The organism is Chryseobacterium shigense (genome assembly GCF_014207845.1).
In the GTDB taxonomy this organism is placed as follows: domain Bacteria; phylum Bacteroidota; class Bacteroidia; order Flavobacteriales; family Weeksellaceae; genus Chryseobacterium; species Chryseobacterium shigense_A.
Genome location: NZ_JACHLC010000001.1, coordinates 1,226,705 through 1,247,382, shown reverse-complemented (window position 1 = coordinate 1,247,382; position 20,678 = coordinate 1,226,705). Strand labels below are relative to the sequence as shown.

General features: G+C 34.2%; 28 protein-coding genes. 14 read left to right on the top strand and 14 right to left on the bottom strand.

The features are described from left to right. The first annotated feature begins 58 nt into the window (after positions 1 to 58). The 4 genes from HNP36_RS05755 to HNP36_RS05740 all read left to right on the top strand — a co-directional run bounded on the left by HNP36_RS05755 (position 59) and on the right by HNP36_RS05740 (position 3,550). Positions 59 to 787 (top strand): phosphatase PAP2 family protein, encoded by a 729-nt coding sequence (locus tag HNP36_RS05755; protein ID WP_228456260.1) that lies wholly within the window; start codon positions 59 to 61, stop codon positions 785 to 787. A gap of 202 nt (positions 788 to 989) precedes the next feature. Further along, the gene (locus HNP36_RS05750; protein ID WP_184159512.1) at positions 990 to 1,586 is read left to right on the top strand and encodes a hypothetical protein; all 597 of its coding nucleotides are present in this window, start codon (positions 990 to 992) and stop codon (positions 1,584 to 1,586) included. Between the two features lie 204 nt (positions 1,587 to 1,790). Then, a complete protein-coding gene (locus HNP36_RS05745; RefSeq protein WP_184159514.1) occupies positions 1,791 to 2,360 on the top strand; it encodes a 3'-5' exonuclease in 570 nt (189 codons plus the stop codon). A gap of 149 nt (positions 2,361 to 2,509) precedes the next feature. Then, positions 2,510 to 3,550: an alpha/beta fold hydrolase gene (locus HNP36_RS05740; protein WP_184159516.1), complete on the top strand. Its 1,041-nt coding sequence runs from the start codon at positions 2,510 to 2,512 to the stop codon at positions 3,548 to 3,550. Positions 3,551 to 3,613: 63 nt separating this feature from the next. Here the strand turns inward: HNP36_RS05740 and HNP36_RS05735 are convergent, their stop codons facing one another. Beyond that, on the bottom strand, positions 3,614 to 3,898 hold the full coding sequence (locus HNP36_RS05735; RefSeq protein ID WP_184159518.1) for a bacteriocin-like protein: 285 nt from the start codon (positions 3,896 to 3,898) through the stop codon (positions 3,614 to 3,616). A 461-nt stretch (positions 3,899 to 4,359) separates the two neighbouring features. On the opposite strand from HNP36_RS05735, the gene HNP36_RS05730 reads away from it, so the two are divergent. The 6 genes from HNP36_RS05730 (at position 4,360) to HNP36_RS05705 (ending at position 9,675) form a co-directional block, all read left to right on the top strand. Further along, positions 4,360 to 4,926, top strand: coding sequence for a ferritin-like domain-containing protein (locus tag HNP36_RS05730; RefSeq protein WP_184159520.1), 567 nt, complete (start codon positions 4,360 to 4,362; stop codon positions 4,924 to 4,926). A 141-nt stretch (positions 4,927 to 5,067) separates the two neighbouring features. Continuing rightward, positions 5,068 to 5,676: a DNA-3-methyladenine glycosylase gene (locus HNP36_RS05725; protein WP_228456258.1), complete on the top strand. Its 609-nt coding sequence runs from the start codon at positions 5,068 to 5,070 to the stop codon at positions 5,674 to 5,676. A gap of 590 nt (positions 5,677 to 6,266) precedes the next feature. Further along, positions 6,267 to 6,611 carry a helix-turn-helix domain-containing protein gene (locus HNP36_RS05720; RefSeq protein ID WP_184159523.1) on the top strand — a complete coding sequence of 115 codons (345 nt, stop codon included), beginning with the start codon at positions 6,267 to 6,269 and terminating at the stop codon, positions 6,609 to 6,611. Next, positions 6,583 to 8,619 (top strand): toprim domain-containing protein, encoded by a 2,037-nt coding sequence (locus tag HNP36_RS05715; protein ID WP_184159525.1) that lies wholly within the window; start codon positions 6,583 to 6,585, stop codon positions 8,617 to 8,619. The genes HNP36_RS05720 and HNP36_RS05715 overlap by 29 nt, the downstream gene beginning before the upstream one ends. 70 nt (positions 8,620 to 8,689) lie before the next feature. After that, positions 8,690 to 8,944 (top strand): DUF3853 family protein, encoded by a 255-nt coding sequence (locus HNP36_RS05710; RefSeq protein WP_184159527.1) that lies wholly within the window; start codon positions 8,690 to 8,692, stop codon positions 8,942 to 8,944. Positions 8,945 to 8,961: 17 nt separating this feature from the next. Continuing rightward, entirely contained in the window at positions 8,962 to 9,675 is a 714-nt protein-coding gene (locus tag HNP36_RS05705; protein ID WP_184429255.1) for a hypothetical protein, read from the top strand. 397 nt (positions 9,676 to 10,072) lie between these two features. On the opposite strand, the gene HNP36_RS05700 is transcribed toward HNP36_RS05705, so the two are convergent. Beyond that, positions 10,073 to 10,432: a DUF6876 family protein gene (locus HNP36_RS05700; protein ID WP_184159531.1), complete on the bottom strand. Its 360-nt coding sequence runs from the start codon at positions 10,430 to 10,432 to the stop codon at positions 10,073 to 10,075. A 407-nt stretch (positions 10,433 to 10,839) separates the two neighbouring features. On the opposite strand from HNP36_RS05700, the gene HNP36_RS05695 reads away from it, so the two are divergent. Then, complete coding sequence (locus HNP36_RS05695; protein ID WP_184159533.1) at positions 10,840 to 11,379, top strand: transposase; 540 nt, start codon at positions 10,840 to 10,842, stop codon at positions 11,377 to 11,379. A gap of 224 nt (positions 11,380 to 11,603) precedes the next feature. Here the strand turns inward: HNP36_RS05695 and HNP36_RS05690 are convergent, their stop codons facing one another. From HNP36_RS05690 to HNP36_RS05640, 11 genes are all read right to left on the bottom strand, one after another. Beyond that, positions 11,604 to 12,428, bottom strand: a complete 825-nt coding sequence (locus HNP36_RS05690; RefSeq protein ID WP_184159535.1) for a PRTRC system ThiF family protein — start codon at positions 12,426 to 12,428, stop codon at positions 11,604 to 11,606. Further along, positions 12,425 to 13,150, bottom strand: coding sequence for a PRTRC system protein B (locus HNP36_RS05685; protein ID WP_184159537.1), 726 nt, complete (start codon positions 13,148 to 13,150; stop codon positions 12,425 to 12,427). Before HNP36_RS05685 ends, HNP36_RS05690 begins: the two co-directional genes overlap by 4 nt. A gap of 11 nt (positions 13,151 to 13,161) precedes the next feature. Continuing rightward, on the bottom strand, positions 13,162 to 14,331 hold the full coding sequence (locus tag HNP36_RS05680; protein ID WP_184159539.1) for a hypothetical protein: 1,170 nt from the start codon (positions 14,329 to 14,331) through the stop codon (positions 13,162 to 13,164). Between the two features lie 122 nt (positions 14,332 to 14,453). Then, positions 14,454 to 14,672, bottom strand: a complete 219-nt coding sequence (locus tag HNP36_RS05675) for a PRTRC system protein C (protein WP_184159541.1) — start codon at positions 14,670 to 14,672, stop codon at positions 14,454 to 14,456. Between the two features lie 22 nt (positions 14,673 to 14,694). Next, positions 14,695 to 15,261, bottom strand: coding sequence for a PRTRC system protein E (locus tag HNP36_RS05670; protein ID WP_184159543.1), 567 nt, complete (start codon positions 15,259 to 15,261; stop codon positions 14,695 to 14,697). Then, complete coding sequence (locus HNP36_RS05665) at positions 15,261 to 15,476, bottom strand: hypothetical protein (protein ID WP_184159545.1); 216 nt, start codon at positions 15,474 to 15,476, stop codon at positions 15,261 to 15,263. Before HNP36_RS05665 ends, HNP36_RS05670 begins: the two co-directional genes overlap by 1 nt. Further along, a complete protein-coding gene (locus tag HNP36_RS05660; RefSeq protein WP_184159547.1) occupies positions 15,457 to 15,660 on the bottom strand; it encodes a hypothetical protein in 204 nt (67 codons plus the stop codon). Before HNP36_RS05660 ends, HNP36_RS05665 begins: the two co-directional genes overlap by 20 nt. A 2-nt stretch (positions 15,661 to 15,662) precedes the next feature. After that, positions 15,663 to 16,100 carry a hypothetical protein gene (locus HNP36_RS05655; RefSeq protein ID WP_184159550.1) on the bottom strand — a complete coding sequence of 146 codons (438 nt, stop codon included), beginning with the start codon at positions 16,098 to 16,100 and terminating at the stop codon, positions 15,663 to 15,665. Next, entirely contained in the window at positions 16,097 to 16,600 is a 504-nt protein-coding gene (locus tag HNP36_RS05650; protein WP_184159552.1) for a hypothetical protein, read from the bottom strand. Before HNP36_RS05650 ends, HNP36_RS05655 begins: the two co-directional genes overlap by 4 nt. After that, complete coding sequence (locus tag HNP36_RS05645; protein WP_184159554.1) at positions 16,581 to 16,829, bottom strand: addiction module toxin RelE; 249 nt, start codon at positions 16,827 to 16,829, stop codon at positions 16,581 to 16,583. Before HNP36_RS05645 ends, HNP36_RS05650 begins: the two co-directional genes overlap by 20 nt. A gap of 21 nt (positions 16,830 to 16,850) precedes the next feature. Continuing rightward, positions 16,851 to 17,252 carry a single-stranded DNA-binding protein gene (locus tag HNP36_RS05640; protein WP_184159556.1) on the bottom strand — a complete coding sequence of 134 codons (402 nt, stop codon included), beginning with the start codon at positions 17,250 to 17,252 and terminating at the stop codon, positions 16,851 to 16,853. Positions 17,253 to 17,942: 690 nt separating this feature from the next. On the opposite strand from HNP36_RS05640, the gene HNP36_RS05635 reads away from it, so the two are divergent. From HNP36_RS05635 to HNP36_RS05625, 3 genes are all read left to right on the top strand, one after another. Next, positions 17,943 to 18,611: a DNA-processing protein DprA gene (locus HNP36_RS05635; RefSeq protein ID WP_184159558.1), complete on the top strand. Its 669-nt coding sequence runs from the start codon at positions 17,943 to 17,945 to the stop codon at positions 18,609 to 18,611. Next, a complete protein-coding gene (locus HNP36_RS05630; RefSeq protein WP_184159560.1) occupies positions 18,601 to 18,849 on the top strand; it encodes a hypothetical protein in 249 nt (82 codons plus the stop codon). The genes HNP36_RS05635 and HNP36_RS05630 overlap by 11 nt, the downstream gene beginning before the upstream one ends. 506 nt (positions 18,850 to 19,355) lie before the next feature. Then, positions 19,356 to 20,273 (top strand): IS982 family transposase, encoded by a 918-nt coding sequence (locus tag HNP36_RS05625; protein ID WP_410494153.1) that lies wholly within the window; start codon positions 19,356 to 19,358, stop codon positions 20,271 to 20,273. Between the two features lie 27 nt (positions 20,274 to 20,300). On the opposite strand, the gene HNP36_RS05620 is transcribed toward HNP36_RS05625, so the two are convergent. Beyond that, positions 20,301 to 20,678 carry a hypothetical protein gene (locus HNP36_RS05620; protein ID WP_184159562.1) on the bottom strand — a complete coding sequence of 126 codons (378 nt, stop codon included), beginning with the start codon at positions 20,676 to 20,678 and terminating at the stop codon, positions 20,301 to 20,303.

Genomic DNA, 20,678 nt, shown 5'->3' with positions numbered 1-20,678 from the left:
TGCATTTCGTCAAAAAATAATTTTCTGTTTTGTTATTGTACTTTCTGCATATGGCAGAATGACAGCACAAAATGATACGGTAAAGATCCATGGAAACGTACAGGACAGTGTAATTTCTCCAAATGTCCAAAAGAGCCGTCTGAATTATAAAAGTTTAATTATTCCCGCTGCTTTTATAGGGTATGGAGTGGCAAGCTTAACAGTAAAAGATCTGAAGCAGCTCAATTTTTCTACAAGAGATGAAATTAATGAGCATAGGCCGGATCATATAAAATTAGACAATTTTACCCAATATGCACCCGCAGTTCTGGTATACGGACTGAATGCCGCAGGGATCAAAGGAAAGCATAATTTCAGGGACCGGACTGTTATCTATGTTACATCACAGGCAATATCAGCCGCCATTACGCTTCCTCTGAAACATTTGGTAAAAGAAGAAAGGCCTGATGAGTCTAACAATCTTTCTTTTCCTTCGGGGCATACTGCAGCAGCTTTTTCTTCTGCACAGTTTATGTTCAGGGAATATAAGGATACCAATTTCTGGTTAAGTTTATCAGGCTATCCCATAGCTGTTTTTACCGGAGTATACAGAATGTTGAATGATAAGCATTGGGTAGGGGATGTGGTTGCAGGAGCCGGATTTGGAATTCTTTCCACTGAACTGGCGTACTGGCTGTTTCCAAAGATCAATACGATGCTGGGAGGTAAAAATAAAAATGCATCTACCATGATAATGCCGTTTTATCAGGAAAAAAGCTTAGGAATAGGGTTGGTAAAAAGTTTTTGATAGTTCTGAAACTCAGGTAAATTTTTTATCAGCAGTTTCCAGCATGAAAATTGGTGAAAAGTAGATTTATATAGATGCTTTTTCAGTCAGGTACAGGCTATATGACTGAAAAATAAAGAATTAAATATGTCCTTTAAGAATTGGAAGTTTTATATATAAAAATTATATTGCAAATATTTACACCTATTCAATTTAACATAATATGAAAGCGAATATATTGCAGAAACTTACTGTTTTAGGAGCAAATACAGATCATGTAAACAAAGAGAAAACTTTTGCGGAGAACTGGAAAAGTATCACATTCAATCATTATTTATATGATAAAGAATGGGACGTATACGGAATCGACCAGTTTTATGAAAGCAACAGGCATTTATACGCCAATAATAAAGAAGATTTCTATCAGAATTTACTTGATCATTATTTCTCTGAGCATGAAAATGCTTATGGCCAGGATTTCTATAAAAACTGGCTCTTTACACCGTTTAAAAAAAATTCAGAAGATTTTGGAGAGCTGGACGGGCTTGTAGACGAAACAGAAGTCCGGGAAATTGTACAAGGCTCAGAAATGGATTTTATCTGTATTATTTATTCGTACGGATATCCGGATCATTATTTTGTATGTCTCACAGATCCTGACCAGGAAAATCCAACTGTGTACAGCACAGATCATGAAGTTTTTTTTCAGGAAATTGAAAACGAAGGAACCCTTGAAAAATTTCTTGAACGCTATATGACAAAGGAAGAGTTTGTAGAAGTTGTAAAAGAATACCTGGAGAGGAAATTTGGACAGAATTGATGTTTCTAAAGGTAACTGACTAGGAAATATTATTTATCCTATAATTAATATTATGTTAAATTAAATATGAAACTTATTTTGTTACATTCCTTATACTGATTTAAAATTTGTGTATTCATGCAATTAAAAAAAATAATGTGATACGCCAATAGATTGCGCAGTAATACTATATTTTTGAATACCGTAAATATTTAAAGCTATAATATGAAATTTTCAAGTGATTTGGTAATTTATGATTTAGAAGGAAGTTGCAAAACTTTTGGAAAAAATGAAATAAATGAAACGAATATAATAGAAATTGGAGCTGTAAAATTAGACAAAAAAACTTTTGAAATAAAAAGTGAATTCTCAATTTTAATAAAACCAAAACATTTTCCAATTCTACCCGAAATTACGGACATTACAAACATTACAAATGAAATGGTTGAAAATGAAAAGTATTTTGATGAGGCAATTCTCCTGTTTTTAGATTGGTACGGAGAAAAAAATAAATCAACTTTAGCCGGTTGGGGATTGTACTACGACTTACCTCTTTTGAGGAAAGAATTTACAGAATTTGGATTTGATTATAATACATATTTTGTTGGTGGAGGTTTTGACATCAGAGCACTAGGCGTTTATTGGCTGGCAAAAAATAACATTTCTACATCTGGAATTTCATTAGAAAGAGTTCTGGAAAAAATGAATATAAAAGAAAATTTTACATTTCACAGAGCATTAGACGATGCAAAAGCAACAGCATTAATATTACAGCAAATTCTCCATGAAAAATAATTGTCTGTTACTAACAAGGGCCTTGCAATAGAGGAAAAAGTATATAATTCACGTTTTGTGTTTCGGTAGATATTTGTATTTTAGTTGAACATTTCAACGTCGGAATGTCCCCTACTACACAAAGCCTAAAACTGCTATAATAGATTACTATGAAATTGATTTTAAAAACATTTAAGTTTATTGGTAAACTTATAGTTGGAATTCTGATATTATTATTGTTTTTGGGCGGAGGCTACCGATTATTTAGTTCAAAACCAGTTCCACCAGGTAAATTAGTTAATGTTAATGGGACCAATATTCATGTAAGAATAGATGGTAAAAAGAAATCTTTACCTACTATTATTATTGAAGCTGGTGCACACAGTAATACAGATATGTTGCATTGGCTGGCAGAAGGGTTAAAAAATAATACGAGAGTTATACGCTATGACAGAGATGGAAAATGGTTTAGCGAATCGAGTAATAATGATAGTGTATCTCCTGAATTTTATGCCCATCAGCTTCATGAATTATTAGAGAAAATTGGCGAAAAACCACCTTACATTTTGGTAGGTCATTCTATGGGAGGACCTTATAGCAGAATATTCAGGGATCTTTATCCAAACGAAGTTGAAGGAATTGTTTTCATAGACTCAAGCCATCCTGAACAATGGAAACGATTAGCTCAAAAAGAATTGGTTCCTAAAGGACAGGCAAAACTTTTAAAAATAGGATCTGTATTTGCAGATTTAGGTATTTTGGGTATTTATAATAATACAATTGCTAAGCCAGTATATCAGGGTGATGGGTTGCCCAAAGAATTACACAGTCGTTCACGATCATTAACTTATAATTCCGGAGAAGTTTATCGCATGTTTTTAAGAGAGAATGAATTAACCAATGAAGTACTGATGCGAGCAGGTAAAGCAAAGGATTTAGATTCATTACCTGTTTTGGTATTTACTGCTACAGAACAGTATAAAGAATCCCAGAAAAAGAGATACAGAAAAGATGGAATTGATCCTGAAAAGCAAGTTCAATTGTGGTTTGATATGCAAAAAGAACTAAAAGAACTCTCTTCTGATGGAAAACAAATTATTATGAATGCAAGCCATAGTACTATCATTACGAAAAAAGAAAATGCTGATATAATAAATAAAGAGATCCTTTTATTATCTGAAAAAATTGAAAAGAAAAATTATAATAATTAAATCCTAAAAGAAAAAAACCGCTCTTTTCAAAGAGCGGTATCATGTTTTAACGTTGGCCTGGTATTAGCAAGTAGATCCGCATGCAAGCACCTGAATATGTACAACACCATTAATCACGCACTGTACATTGCATAATGTAGTACCTACAAGAGTTCCCGTGGCGTTTACCGCACCACCTACGGTAGTGCCTACACCGTTAACAACGCCTCCAACAATCGTACCCACACCGCCTACTACTCCACCAACGACTCCGCCCAGGCCTCCGATAACACCACCGATGTTATCGAATATTCCGTTACCTGAAATAGTTTTCAACTCGTTTCTGTTTAATTTTTTTAAGTTTTTCATGATATAAAATTTATATGATTATTGTAATACTAATATATGAATAATTATAATATTTGTATATTATTTTATAATAAAATCAAATATAAGTGTTTATTATTTAATATTTTGTTAATATGTGTTTTGTTTTATAAGTATGTCATTATTTGAGTTATTTGTTATATTCCTTTAAAAATGAATAATTTACACCGTATTTTATAAAATGGCTTTAGAGTAGCTTATATCAGAATGAGACACTGAAACCTCTTGATAGCAGAATTGTTCTTAACAGCTGTGAGTGGCAGGTTTCACAGGGAAAATTGAACAGCTGAAGATCTTCATATCTGCCGGATTTCACGCAAAATAACACTTCCTTCTTTTTTTATTAATTACTTTTCCTACCACATCAATACTTTAAAATAGAGGCTGGTCTTATAATTGCAGATAGTAAAGTATCAAAAATTCAACCACTAAATTATATTATTATGGAAACTAAAAAATCAGCAAAGAAAACAACTTCGAAAACTGCAGCAAAAAAAACAGCAAAGATTCCTGCTAAAAAAGAGGCAGCCAAACAGCTGAAAGATCTGTTTGAAGATTCCCTGAAAGATATATACTGGGCAGAAAAAGCCCTGGTAAAAGCCCTGCCTAAGATGCATAAAAATGCTACAGATAAAAAGCTTAAAACAGCGATAGAAAACCATCTTAATGAAACTGAAATTCATGTGAAAAGACTGGAAGAATGCTTTGCTTCGCTTGGTAAAAAAGCTCAGGCCAAAAAATGTGATGCCATGCAGGGATTACTGGATGAAGGTAAAAGCATCATGGAAGAAACACAGGCAGGTGCTGTAAGAGATGCAGGTATTGTTGCTGCTGCACAAAAAGTGGAACATTATGAAATTGCCACCTATGGATCGCTGGCTGCCTATGCCAAAGTACTGAAAGAAAAAACATGCCTGAAGAATCTTCTGGCCACTCTTAATGAAGAAAAAAAATGTGATGAATTGTTAACCAAAATAGCAGATACCGCTATTAACAGTAAAGCTAAGTAGAATTTAATTCAATGTATAAGAGAGATCCGCCACCGGGTCTCTTTTTTTATTGTTTATATCAAAATAGTAATGTTCCGGTTCAAGCCAATTTCTTTGATAATAGGAATCAGATGTTTAACTTTGCTCAACAGTTATCAATAAATGGATTTGAAGTTGCCCCTTTCCTATTACCTCAATCAGGATGTTATTTTTCTTGCCAGAAATCTTTTGGGAAAAGTACTTTTCACGGAAATTAACGGAGATGTTACGGCTGGGATTATTGTAGAAACCGAGGCTTACTTCGGGGTTATCGATAAAGCTTCCCATGCTTACGGAGGCCGCCGTACAGACCGCACAGAAACGTTATACAGTCAGGGAGGTATTTCTTATGTCTATTTATGTTACGGGATCCATCATCTCTTCAATGTTGTAAGCTCTGTTGAAGATGAACCTCATGCAGTATTGGTAAGAGCCGTAGAACCGCTAATAGGTTCTGAAATTATGGAACTTAGAAGGAATATGCCGGCTTCAAAGGCTGCTATTTCATCAGGTCCGGGTTCGGCAGCAAAAGCTTTGGGGATCGACCGTTCTTTTAATAAAAAAGATCTTACTGAAAATGAAATATGGATTGAGGATCATGGTATTAAATATTCTTCTGATGAAATCATAGCCGGGCCGCGGATTGGGGTGGCCTATGCTCAGGAAGATGCATTACTGCCCTGGCGCTTCTATGTTAAAGGCAATAAATATGTCAGTAAGCCCAGATCTTAATAGCTGTTATTTTTCTCAGATTTTCAATTTAAATACATATTCTCCTTCCAATGAAATTATGCTTTATTGGAAGAACATCTTCAGGCATTAAAAATTACACATTTGTGTAATAAAAAGGTAAAATTAATTTTAGTAATTTTAATATAAAATTAGTAAATAACACATAACTAACTAATATTCAATATTAAATGTATGTATTTTCAATTGAGGGGTACGATTTAGAGCGTTTTCTGCACTATTTTGACCTGCCTGGTGTCTACCTTTTGTCTGCAAACCACTCATAGTGCAAATTTAGCCAAAAAAATTCAAAACACCAATCCTTTATTCATCGGCATTTGGAACTGGTGCAAGGTGCAAGTATTATATATACTTGCACCTTTGCACCTGCCCTAATGAGCCATAATCTAATTATCTCAAAAACTCTCTTTATTTTTTTGCTGATGTTAGCTTAAATCTATTTTTTGGGCTTATATTCTGATATCCCCCACATAGTCCGTTATTGTCTTCTTCTTGTCTGTTATTGACCACCTCACAATTTGGCATTGCATAACCACAGCCATTAATTTTGCGAGTTGAAAATAAAGAAACTAATGGAAGTAATCACTATTGAATCACAAGCTTTTAAAAACTTGATGTCAAAAGTAGACACAATCTTCGATTATGTTATTTCCCAGCAAAACATACAAGATGAAGAAGACAGTTGGGTAGACAGCTATGAGGTATGTACCTTTTTGAAGATTAGTGACCGAACTCTGCAAAGACTACGCAGTGAAAATAAAATTAACTATTCCCGTATTAGAGGGAAAAATTACTACAAAATCAGTGAAATTAAAAGAATGATGGAGGAAAACCTAATCCGTCGGAGTGAAGACTGTTTACAAAATCTGATCTTAAACCACCAAAAGAATGTTAGACAAAAACAAGGTACTCAGTAGCACCCGTGACGGACTAGATGTTTTCAAACACTTCCTTCCCGGAGATTGGCGTGTGGGCAGAAAATTCAAAAATCCATTTTATGACGATACCAAAGCATCGTGCAACATCTACTTTGACCGGAGAAGCGATATGTATCGTATAAAGGATTTTGGTAATCCTGATTATGACGGAGATTGTTTTTCATTGGTAGGAAAAATAAAAAACCTAGACTGTAATAAGGATTTTACAGAAATCCTGAAACAGATCAATGAAGAAATGAATTTGGGATTGGAAAATAATTATGCATTGCCTCAAGATAGAAGTTCTTTAAGAGCAAAAGCAAATAATGTAAATGAAAATTCAGTGAAAGAACTGGCGTATCATCCTAAACCTTACACCGTATTTGAACGCAGCTTTACACTGAAAGAAATTGAGTTTTGGAAACAATATGGCATTACTCGTGAAATTCTGAAACTGTACAAAGTGGTTTCATTAGATGAATTTACAAGTGAAAATAAAGACTCAAAACCTTTTACCATACAATCTTCAGTTGAAGAGCCTATGTTTGGGTATTTTGGCAAAAAGTATGTTAAAATTTACCGTCCTTTTTCCCAAATCCGTTTCCTGTACGGTGGAAATCTGCCTGAATCCTATTGTTTTGGATTAGAACAATTGCCTGCCAAAGGAAACACCCTGTTTATTACGGGAGGAGAAAAAGATGTACTCTCATTAGCTTCCAAAGGATTCTATGCGATTTGCTTCAACAGTGAAACCAGTTCGATATCAGAAAGTCTGATTAAAAAACTTTCCTATCGTTTCAAACACATTCTGATTTTGTATGATGTGGACAAAACGGGGTTGGAGGCTTCGCTCAAACATCAGAAGCAATTGTCTGGTTTCGGAGTAAATCGTTTGATCCTACCTCTTTCAGGAACTAAACAGGAAAAGGATATTTCCGATTTTTTCAGAATGGGAAATGCCAAAAATGACTTTAACCAATTATTTCTTGAATTTTTAGACCAATTATACAATGAAACTATGGCGATACTAAAACCTTGCGAAATCGACTTTAGTCAGCCTCCATTACAATCACAAACCTTGATTTCTATTAATGATGTTCCTTTAGGGACACAAGGAAATTTAATGGGACTAACAGGCGGTGAAGGAACCGGAAAAAGTAATTATGTAGGAAGCCTGATTGCCGGAACATTATGTCAGGGCGACCATATAGATACTTTAGGAACCCATATTTTACCTAATAACGAAGGTAAAGCCGTTTTGCTTTACGATACCGAACAATCCGAAAATCAACTGTACAAAAACATTTCAGGTATTCTGAAACGATCTGGAAGAGAAAGTATGCCTAACTATTTCAAAGCCTACTGTTTGGCAGGGATGTCACGAAAAGAAAGGATGCAGGCAATATTACAGAGTATGGATAAATTTTACTACCAATTTTCAGGAATTCATATGGTCGTGATAGACGGAATTGCCGATTTGATACGATGTGCCAATGATGAAGCAGAGAGTGTTGCCTTAATTGACGAGCTCTACCGTATGGCAGGAATATACAAAACCTGCATTGTCGGTGTACTGCACTTTACACCCAACGGACTAAAACTTCGGGGACATCTTGGAAGCGAACTCCAGAGAAAAGCAGCCGCTATTTTATCCATCGAGAAAGATGACGATCCCCAAATATCTGTGGTAAAAGCATTGAAAGTAAGAGACGGAAGCCCATTGGATGTTCCGCTTATTCAATTTTCTTGGGATAAGGAAAAAGGAATGCACGTTTTTGTCGGGGAAAAAACCAAGGAAGAAAAAGAGAAACGCAAAGAGATAGAACTGGCAAATATTGCCCGAAATCTATTTTCGCAACAAAAGCGTTATACCTATGCTGGATTATGTGAGAAACTTCAAAGTATGATGGCAGTCAAAGACCGAACGGCAAAGAGTTATATAAAATTTATGCGTGAGAAAGGATTGATTGTTAAAGATGCTGAAAATAGTTATGAGCTCAAAAAATAAGATTCAAACACTATTGATCCAAACACCTAAATTCCTAGATAATAACTGAAATCAAGAAAACCCCAACAATATGAATATAGATCCTAAAAAGCCATTACTTCAGTTGACTGTCGAGGAATTTCTGGATTTACAAAAAAACAATGTTCCAGAAAAAAAGTACGAATATGGACTTAAAGGTTTAGCCAAAACGCTTGGATGTTCCCGCTCGAAAGCAGCGGAAATCAAATCCAGCGGAATATTGGATGATGCCATTATTCAAAACGGACATCTAATAATCATCGATAAAGATAAAGCAATGGAATTGATGGCTTTGCATAAAAAATGAATGAGTCGGGATTAATTATGCAGTTTTGGGAATACAACGAAAAAGAACCGTTGGGAGCTGTTGCGGTTGCCCTCTATTTTTTTTTGGTTGAAATATGGAAAAAAAACGAAAAAAATGATTTCAATCTTTCGGATACTGAAATTTGTGAAGGGCTGAAAATCACAAGACCTACGATTATTGCATTGCGCCAAAAATTGGTTACTCTGGGAATGATTCAGTATCAGTCCAAAAACGGACTTCCGGGACATTACAAAATTCTTTTGGAATATTCACCTGCGTTATCTGTATTTGCAAAACCTGAAACCGACAAAGGAGATTCGACTACTAAAAGTAGTCAAAAGATAATTTCGAAAAAAAATAAAACCACAGAAAAGTCTTCACAGAAAATTGAAGCTCCAAAAAATCAAAATTTATCTGCAGATAATCAACTGGAAATTCCAGCTAAAACACTTATTCAGGTTTCAGGAAATATTCCTTTGTTGGAAGAATTTACGCAGTATGCGAAAACACTGGACAACTATGTTCCCGAATTAGATATTCTTATTAAAGAAAAATATGACAGTTGGCTCGGAAACGAATGGAAAAACGGTTACGACAAACCGATAACGAACTGGAAGTCTTCCATAAAAAACGCAATGCCATTTCTTCAAAGTGAATTACAATCAAGCAGTGCTGCTTTCCAAAAGATTTCTTTGCCAACTATAAAACGTCCGAAATCAAATTTTGATTAATAGACAAGTAAAAATACAAGACTATACTTTGTAGCATTAATCAACTTATGGATAATTGGTCATCAATTTCGATAAAATCATCTTCGCAACCTCTTTTCAAAAAAAGGTAAGCTACAGAAAGGAATGTTTTAGAAATGGGGTTGCTCCGTTTGATGCAAAAATGCGTTTCCGACCAAAGGAAGGAATTGCATTTTTGCCAACCTACATTTTCCTTAAAAAATTTTGAGCATAGAAAATACAAAAAAGCACTCTTGAATTTATTTCCGAGTGCTTTACATTGACCTCCTTTTCCATTTTTCAAGGCTTTCTTACATAAATAATTGAGTAAATTTCCATTGTAATACATTTTTAAAGGTAAAAAAATACGATTGCCTATACATCGTGAGGTCTAATTGTTTTAATGTTCGCTCGGAAGCAGTAGCACATTACTTTCTTTCCAAATGGTTAGTTCATTAAAAAAGAAATCGGAATACTCAATATCCTGTGTAATTAAGACTTTATTATTTCCGCTTGTTGCAGAAAGCCTAAATCTAGAGTCTTCAACTCGTTCGATTTTCCAGACCTGAAATTCTTCCTGCTTAAATTTTTCTTTAAACTGATAAGATGCAATGCAGTCAAGAAACCAATAACAATGTTCTTCATCAGCAACGGTTTTTACACCATCAGTTAGCAGTAGTCCTAAAAGATACTTGTAGTATGTTTCTGTACCTATAAAATCATTGTAGAATTCATTTGCTGAAATGTTTGGATTTTTCATAATTAAATTTTTAAAATTGTTACTATTGTTTTATTGTTTTCTGAAATATCAAAGAACACTTTGTTTTTATCTGAGCAACTTGTCGTTTTTCATTGCTTTTTGACGATAGAAATTCCGTTTCAGCCAAAACCGAAATGGAAGCATTGTAATGAAGGCATTGAAATCTTTTTGTCTGAAAGATTTAGGAGTGTCTGGAAAAATTGTTGGAGCTAAGCGGAAAGAATTTTTGTAGAAACCCAAAAATATTTTTTTGAGCAGAAATGGGATTTATACTTTTGCATACTGAAAACGTACTGACTGTCAGGTAAAAGGAATGTTAAAACAGTATTTTCGAATTCAATCAATTGATAAAAACCAATTTTATTTGTAAATTTGAATACCCTAAACAAAGGATTTAATATAGAGATATGACAAGATTTTTATTTTTATCAGCACTATTATTTGCAACATTTGGATACAGTCAAACGAATTGTGATGCTTTGAAAAAAGAAAATGAAGCTTTGCAATCAACAAACAAAGTTTTGGTTTCAGAAAATGAATATTTGAAAAAAGTGCTTGATATTAACAAACCGATACTCGAAACAGAAAAAGAAAATTCGACTTTTAAAATAACGAAAGTAACAGGGAACAAAGTCGGAAAAAATATCGAAATTATATTTCTGATCGAATCTAAAGATGAGAATAAAAAAATGACTATCGAAGATATATTTGCTATAGATATTGAAGGAAATGAATATAAAATTGATTTCTCTAAATCTAGCAAAACCTTTCCGCAGTTAGCCAAAAATATTCCTGTAAAAATTACTTTTTCATTTAAAGATATACAGGGCGAACCAATGTTTATAAAAATGTTTAGATTCAAAACGACATCACAGCCAGACAGGAATTCGTTTGAAAAAATAAGGTCAAATTTAGAGTTTAAAGACTTAAAAGTAAGTTGGAATTAATTTCTGTATTTCATCTTTTTCAATTCATCTTAAAATTCAAAGAATTAAAAAAACTTCGCAACCTTTTTTCAAAACATTTGCTGGTAAAAATCAATGGCAATGTTTTTAAATGGGGTTGCATCCGCTTTCAACTGCAAAAATGCGATTCCGACCGCAGAGAGGAATTGCATTTTTGCCACCTGCCGCAATTTATGGGGTCTATAAGGTGACAAAACTTATTCAAATTATAACTTAATAGGCTGTGAATGGAAATTTTTCAGATTAAGGAAAAAACCTCTATTTTCGGTCAATCCGTTGCGGAATAAATTCCAAATTAATGAACTTCCCATTTGTGCCAAAACCGAATTAATGTACAAATCCTGCTTTTCGAGTGCTTCGGCTACACTGCAACTTGGCGTATCATCTTCGGTTTCAGATTGTTTGAGTAACTCTCCAAATTCATCCGTAACAAAAGGAAGATTTCCCACTGTTTCGTATTTCTCGGATTTGGGTTGTCGGATTACTCCGACCGTTGATAAAAACACCTGTCCTGTGTATTGACCGTTTCCAAAATCCATCCAATATTTTGGTTCGTCCCGATAACTTCCGAAATTAACTTTTTCTTTCAGAATTTCAGCAATACCAAATCTCGCCTGTACATTGTCAACGCAGGTAATCGTAATGGTTGCTTTTGCGTTTTCGGGCAATCTGTCAAAACGGTCTTTTTCAAATCTTACAGTTTCAGCTTTCCAATTCGTGCCGAAAAATCGGTTGATACGATTACTTAATGCAACGGATTTGTACAATCCCAATTCGCATTCCGCAAATAGCTGTCTGCCTAAATTGGCTTCGGTAATTAGATCATCATCCCACAATCTTACGGATAAACCTGCGTGATTAAGTTCCGTCAATGCATGGTTCATCCTTGCCAATGCAGTAAGCATTTGAGAACCTGTTCCGCCTGCTCCGATTAGATTTACCGAAATCGGATTGGTCGGACTGATTAACTCACCATCAGTAAAATGGACTTTCGATTTTATTTCTTGATTTAGTATTATTTTGCTATTCATCGCAATACATTTTTAAGGGTTTTACCATTTTTTTTCAATACTCCCACAGGAAAAGTTTCGCCTGTTTCTATTAATTTTTCCCAAAGGTTTACGCAATTTCCTTTTATCGGATTATAATTGTCCAATAAATGACTGAAATAAGAATTGAAAAAGTAATCTTCCCAAGCGTTGGTAAATTCTTCTACAGAAGCCGAATTTTTGATATGGATATTGACTGTTCCCATACAGACTGCTCCGTCCTCATACACATTGAAAAAAGGTGCGTAATACAATAGTGTTTTTTCGGTTGGTCTTTTATCATTTGCCAAAGCAAAAACGGAAAGACGCTCTTTACTGGCAAGCCAAAGTAATGCAGGAATTTTTGCTTTTCCGTTGGGTATTTCCAAATTTTTTACAAAGTACATCTGCCTTTCTTGTGATGGAGAATGCCAAAGTACAGAACCGTTTTGACTAGGATTGATATTCAGAATATAGGTTGGTAAAATCCCTTTCGATTGTAAAAAAGTTTTGTCCTTTTCTTCGTCAGTATTTAATGATTTTGCCAATTCTTTGGCTTCGTTTACGGTCAAAGGATGGGCGTTGATTGGATTTCCGTTTCTGTCCATATCAAAATGCTCTACATACATCGTTTTATTGCTATCTAAAGATTCATAAAAAATAAGTGCTGATTTTGGCTCATATAATGTTCCGAATTCTTTGGCGATGTCTATTATATCGTTCATTTTTTTATGAGTTAATGGGTTAATGTTAATACTTTATACAGGTTTTCCATTAGGGTAAACAAGCGGTTTTCAAAATCAAAATTGGCTTTTGAAATTGCAGTTCCGTTAATGAGTGTGTAAACCGTAGGTTCTTCGATACTTCCGTATTCATTGAACTCTGCATTAATGCTTTCTTCAATATTGCTATACAAACAACCTTTGGTATCGGCAACGAATGAAATATACATATCCATTCCAATGGCTTTATTGCCGTAATCATCATTGTAAGGGTCTAGTTCGGGAGTTGGTTTGTTTCGGAAAACGGTTGTTTTCGGATATTCAGAATAAAGGGTAAAAGCAACGGAAGCCAATTCGTAGCAGTCGTGGTCAAAGGTATTTCGGATTTTGAAATCTCCCAATCGCTGTTCAAATACTTCCAAATTTTTAGGGTTACCTAATTTTTTTTCTACTTTATCTCCTATGATTTTTGAGATTTTAAATTCACGTCTAAACTCCTGCAAATCTTCTTCCGCTTCATCGCCTTGTTCTATCCAATCTTCCTGCATTTCGTATATCCAATACAGATAACTGTCTTGCTGTCTGTAATAAGGAATGTCTGCAATCAGATACAGATAACTGCAAACTGAAAGCAATAGTTGGGCGTTGTTTCTATGCTTTTTATCGTTAAGCATTTGGAATAACGGTACAATGGGAATATAATAAAGAGATGTTCCTGTACCGTATTTTTCCTCTTTCGCAAAATGAATATTCTTATCATTACGAATGAGTTTGAAACTATTCCAATCTTCTTTTGTCTGCTTCATTTTGTTTTCTAAATCCCACATTGCCAAAGAAATATTATATGGAAACTCAAATTCTTGAGTTGAAATTAGCTCAACATTGTAATGTTTAGCAAAATTTGAAAGGGACTTATAAAAATCCCTCTCCGTTTTTTCCATTTCTTTGCAATCTTGTATTGTTGGTATTTCTTCCTGCTTTGGCAGAAATCTCCATTTTAGAAAACCATTGGAAGCATTGCAATGGGTAAGGATTTTAGTTTGTCTTTCCGTATTTCGTTCGCTGTCTTTGGTTTTTGAAGCCATTGTGAAAACTCGCCCAATTGTTGGTGTAATCGTTGTTGTTCTTTTTCTTCGAGAACGCTTATTTTTCCCAATATAATCTTGTGTTGCATAGTTTTTCATAAATGATGAATGATAAATGATGATTGATAAATGATGAATGATTATTGTTAGTTGATGGTTGTAGGTTGTCAGTTTTTAGTTTGTAATTCTATCAACCGTCAGCCAAAAACCATCAACTAATTTTATCCTTTTGTTCCCATTACGCTTTCAAATCGGTATTGAATGGTATCATCTTTAATATGTGGTGTGGAAACTTTGGCGGTGGTTAAAATTGGGTAGGTATTGGCGTAAAAATTCATTACAGCTTCTACGCTCCATTTTGGTTCGGGGTCTGTAAGGCGGATTTCCTGTCCGTTATCTTTCAATATAAAAATCCGCTCTAATTGGGTGGCTAATAACATAATTTTAGTATTTGGTTGTTAGTTAATGGTTGTCGGTTTGAGATTGGCTTTCCGTGAAATTTTCTGTCAGATTTTCGGTAAAAAGACTTGGAGCAAAATGTCTTTCATATTCATCCTGTTTTTTGCGGATAGCTTCTGCAAAATCGGGGTTTTCCGATACTTTCGGAAGTGCCGACCACGCTTCTTTGTATTTGCCTTCTTTTTCGAGTCCTTCGGCTTTTTGGAAAGCTTCTTTGTACTTCTTTTCTTTAGCTTCCTTTTCTTTTTTCTCCTTGTCCATTTTTTCCTTTTCCATTGCGGATTGCTTTTGGGCTTCTTCGAGTTGTTTCATAAAACTTTCCATATCCACCATCAATCCCGAAGCGGTCTGTAACGGTGCGGAAATACTCTCAAAAAATCCGTTGTCTAAATCTTCGGCTGTTCCCCGAAGATTTAAAGGAGGAATGAGTTTTCTTGCTTCGTCTCCGCACCCATCATTGTTGAGCAATACGGAAAGAACATAACTGTTTTCTGTGGTTGAACGGAGTGTGATTTGTAAATCTCCTGTTAAGCCCATTTTGGCTATATGTCTGAAAAAATTGGTTTGCATTATTCTATTTTTAAAAGTGTTTTTTTGCTGTTCTTTTCGTAATTAATCTTGTATCCATTGGTTTGAATGATACTCTCTAACAAGTTTCTTGCTCTTGTAGCATCTAAGTCATCTTCTTTGGTCATATCCAAATAGTGTAATTTTTCAAATTCTTTAATCATTTGAGCAATAACAGTCAATGCTTTATATTCCGTTTTATTGGCGAGATTGCTCATTCTGTTTCGATTTTAGTTTTATTAATTTCTCGTACATATCTGTCCAATAATTGTTCAGCCTTTTATCCAAATCTGAAAATCCGTCATTGATGTGTTCATATTGCTTGTATTCTGCTGTAATTCGGATGGCTTCGTCCAAATTGGTTACCTTTATTTCACAACCGTTTAAATCTGTTACTTTCATTACTATTGAGTTAAGTGGTATAATGAAAATTCTTCCGTCCAAAATTCCTCGCTTGTGTGTTTTCCAAAGGCGTTGTAAATAGCGTTTCCGTTTTTATAAACCTGCATTTGGTAACAATGCAGGTTATTTTCGGGTAAAGTGAAATTTTTAAAATCCTCTTTTTCCAATTCAATAAAAACTTGGTTTCTTTCTGAAAGCCATTCTTTAACTTCGGGATATTTTTCTTCCGAAAATTTGAAAAATTCTACATTGGTATCTGCATAGTTTAACCATTTCAAATCGTAATCGTTTTCAACCATTTTTACGGCTTCCAGTCTTTTCTTTTGATTTTGTTTCCAGTCTTTATTGATGTTGATAATAGCAAAATTACAGTCGTCCCATTCGCTATTGGTCATTGCTTTTATCAGTAAATATTCGGTGGGTTTTGTTGATGTTTTCATTGGGTTACTATTTTCATTGGGTTTAAATGATTGCCAGTTTTTCTTTCTAAAAGGATTTCTAAGATTTCGGTGTTGCTGTTGTAGGTTTCGCCCTCAAAGTAATAGTTGTCGGTTTCTTCGTCATATTCGTACTGCTCAAAATCTTCATCTTCGAGATAGATGTCTTGAAGTATTCCGTTGTGATACGTTGCTTGTCCGTATACAAGATTTCCCATTTCTTCATAATCCTGCACAAAATCTACTTTGTAGTGTTCTGCTATTTTTTGTATGATTTCAAGGTTGGGAGACCATTTGGTTTGATACTGAAACACTTCTGTATTATCATTATCAAAATACAAATCAAAGAAATATCCGCCATTGTGTTGATTTACCCAATCGGGAAGTTGTCCTTTTTGTTCCTGCTGTTCTTTGGTTGCCATTGCTTGAAACAACCATTTTATTTGTTCAATTGCTTCGGGAGTTCCCTCGAAAGCAACCGTATTACTGCACCAATTTGCCATAATGCTTGATTTTTAAAGGTTGTGTATTTTCGTAAATGTATGTTCCGCTTGTTTTGAGTGGTTCTGCTCCTTCTGTCAATCGGATTTCTGATTTGAATATCTTGGAGAGTTTTCTTGCATAGCGTATTGCGGTTGTCCTGTCACAATGGATTCTGTAATAGACTTCTATATTTTCCCATCCTCTCTTGTCTTTTCGCTGTTTTATCTGAAAATTAAACTGTGCTTCCATTTTTGAAATGATTAATGATTATTAGAATGGTAAATCATCTTCTGTTTCATCGGCAAAGGCATTTGTTCCTTGTGATGTTTCATTCGATTGCTTTTCTCCTGTGTCAGATTTCTGTCCGCTACTGTGAAGTTTTATTTGTGAAGTATGAAAATTCAATCCCGATTTTATTTCTCCGTCTTTTCCTATCCACGCTCTTGAACTTACTCTGCCTGATAATTCAACCAAAGCTCCTACGGTAAGGATTTTGGCTACATTCGGACTTATCCAGTACGAACAATTAAAATAGGTGGTTTGCTCTTTGCGTTCTCCTTGTTTGTTTTTATAGCTTTCGTTGGTTGCTACTGAAAAATTAACAACTTGTTTGTTGTTTGCTAATGTGTTGATTTCTGCGTTTTGGGTAACTCTACCGATGATTGTGTTCATAACTTTTCGTTTTTGCTTGTTAATAAATTTGTTATTCTTGGGTTAAAATTTCGTTGTAAATTGATTTGGTATCGAGGACACTCGGCTTCTTTTTTTCTTTTCTTTTTTTGGAAAAGCATTATTTGTCTTTATTTTTTTGTTTATTTTTCCGTTGATGTCAAAGAACGTCTGCTGTTAAATTGATTCGTATAACTGAGGTTCCGGCTTTTTCTTTGCCGATGATTATAGGACAGCATCAGGCACACAAAACCCGATTCAGTTCCGTTTTAAAAAAACAGAATTCGAATCGGGCTTGAAATCTTTTTGTCCGAAGGATTTAGGAGTGTCTGGAAAAATTGTTGGAGAGAGGCGGAAAGAATTTTTGTAGAAACCCAAAAAGATTTTTTTGAGTGAATGATGCTGTCCTACATTTGCAATAGTAAAAAGCCAAACCACAGTAGGAAGCAATTTGGCAGATGTTTTTTATTCAGAAAAATTAATTTAAAATATGAGTGTAATGGCTTGTTTTCAATAATCGATTCTCAAATTAAAAGAATTTATAACCGTATTTAAAGGAAAAACTGTAATTTTGAAAATATACAACTATTACTTTTGCATAAAATATTGAGATTAATAATAGTGTAATTATTATCTTTGAATAATACTATTCCGCATTTTGTTGGATATTTAAGTCTTTACTTTTTAAAATATATGAACACCTATTTAGATTACTATAATAAGCTCACTGAAATAGAAAAGAAAAACAGTCCTAAAGAACTATTTTTCAAAGGCGATTTCTCTCTTTTGGAATTTGGTAGAAGGGTATCTGTGGTCGGATCAAGAAATGTTTCGGAAATGGGAATTAAAAGAACACGCTTTATCAGTAATTTTTTAGTGGACACCCAGATTACGGTTGTGAGTGGATTAGCTGAAGGAGTTGACACGACAGCTCATCTTTCAACTATTGAAAGGGAAGGAAAAACAATTGCGGTCATAGGTACGCCTTTGGGGCAGTATTTTCCTGTGAAGAATAAGAAACTGCAAGACCAAATAGCTGAGGAACATTTGTTGGTTTCTCAATTTCCTGAAAATTATAGTGTAACTCCTAAGAATTTTCCTATTCGAAACAGGACAATGGCTTTGATAAGTGATGCTACTATTATCATTGAAGCCAGCGAAAAAAGTGGAACTAAACACCAGGGATGGGAATCATTGAGGTTAGGTCGGGAACTTTTTATTATGGAAAATGTGATAAAGGAAAATATCATCTGGGCAAAAGAAATGTTGCATTATGGTGCGCAGGTTCTAACCAACGATAATTATAAGGATCTTATCGAAAACATTCCATATCTAACATCAAAAGAGGAATATGCATTTTGATTTTTTCACATTTCTTATATATTCTCCACGTGGAAGCTCTGAAAATGCAGCAAAATCAAGACGGCTTTTAGGAGCTTGTAAAAATGGTAATCCTGATTTCAGTAGAATACTGGCAGGACAGATTATTGAAAACAACGAATCTTCTTTTTTCGATAATTCGGTTTTAGTACCAATCCCAAGAAGTACCCGACTGTTGAGGGAGCTGTATTTCCCTCTAACGTCATTGCTGAAACATTAGTAAGAAACGGTTTAGGTAATGGTGTGTCAGGATGCCTCAAGCGAACAGTCGCAATTCCTAAATCCAGTGGACAATATTCTGCTGAAACAAGAAATTCGGTTCAGACACATTTGGACAGCTTGTCTGTTGAACTGGAATTGATTATGGAATCTAATCTGATTTTGATAGATGATGTATTGACTTTGGGTCGTACCGCTATGGCTTCAGCCATAAAACTACATAAAGCTTTTCCCGAAAAAAATATCAAAATATTCTGCCCATTCAGAACCAGAAGTTTTGAAGATTTGAATATGTTGGTTAAAATTGAACATGGAGAAATGATACTTTCCCCATATAATAAAGTTATTTTGCCAGACTAAAAACATTCCAAGAGATAATAAAGCTAATACACATTATATACATTTAACCTGAGTTCGGGATAAGAACAAGGAATAAAATTTGTATAAAAAAGCAATAATTCGTATATTTAAGTATCTAACGTTCAAATATTTAATGAATTATTGCTTATGATTTTGAAAGACCAAATTACAAATATTTTTGTACAAGTTGACGATTTTTGTAAAGAGTTTGAGGCTCAAATTAAAAAAATGAAGCTCCAGGCACTCGGCGATAGAAAGAAAAGAAGAAATAGAACCTCGCTAATGTCGGATTCTGAAATCGTCACCATTATGATTGGCTTTCATTTGGGCGCTCACAAAACTTTTAAGCACTATTATAAGGAAGTTGTTTGTGGTTATTGGAAGGACTTATTTCCTAAAAGCCTTTCTTATAATAGATTTATTGAACTTCAGCAGAGAAGCTTTGTAGTTTTTGCATTGTTTCTAAAAGAAAAATGCTTGGGAAAATGCACAGGAATAAGTTTTATGGACAGTACAACTTTGAAAGTTTGCAGAAACCAGAGAATACACAATCATAAAGTTTTCAAAGGTTTGGCAGAACGTGGAAAGTCATCAATGGGGTGGTTTTATGGCTTCAAATTACATCTGGTATGCAATGAAAAAGGCGAACTTTTATCCTTTTATTTGACGAAAGGAAATGTTGATGACAGAGATCTCAAGCACATTAAAAATATGACTCAGCAGCTTTTTGGAAAACTATTTGCAGATAAAGGATATCTTTCAAAATCTTTGTGGGAGTTGCTTTTTGCTGATGGGATCCAACTTTTTACCAAACTTAGAAAGAATATGAAAAATCATATTATGAAAATGGAAGACAAGATTTTGCTCCGTAAAAGAGCCATTATTGAAACCATAAACGATGAATTAAAAAATCATTGCCAAGTGGAACACACGAGACACCGAAGTGTGAATAATTTTATGATGAACATTCTGGGAAGTCTTACAGCATATTGCTTCTTTCCAAAAAAACCGTCACTCAACTTGAAAAAAGTAAATGACGGTCAATTATTTTTAAACTTTCCTTAAACCGAACTCAGGTACATTTAACAAATTTCATCTTTGTTTAAATAAGGTAACCATACCAAAAAAAATAAAACAAATTCCCACAACTGAAAAAATAATTTCAACAATTGTAAAACCTCTACTAATTTGATGATTCTCAATATAATAAATATCTGTTTTTGTTCCTATTTCTTTTAAATCAATACTTTGACTCCTATTTACTTGACGCACAATACAATTTTTGTAACTAAATTCAAAAATAGGATAATATAAATAGGTAAATCTTTTACTTTCAACCTTTTCAACTGCTACAATTTTTGCTTGTATTTTCTTTCCTGAGATGACATTGAAAAAAGTTCCAAGAATAGCATAAACTAAAAATCCTCCCAAAAGAATAAAAAAAGCACCGAAAATTTTTATCACACTCAT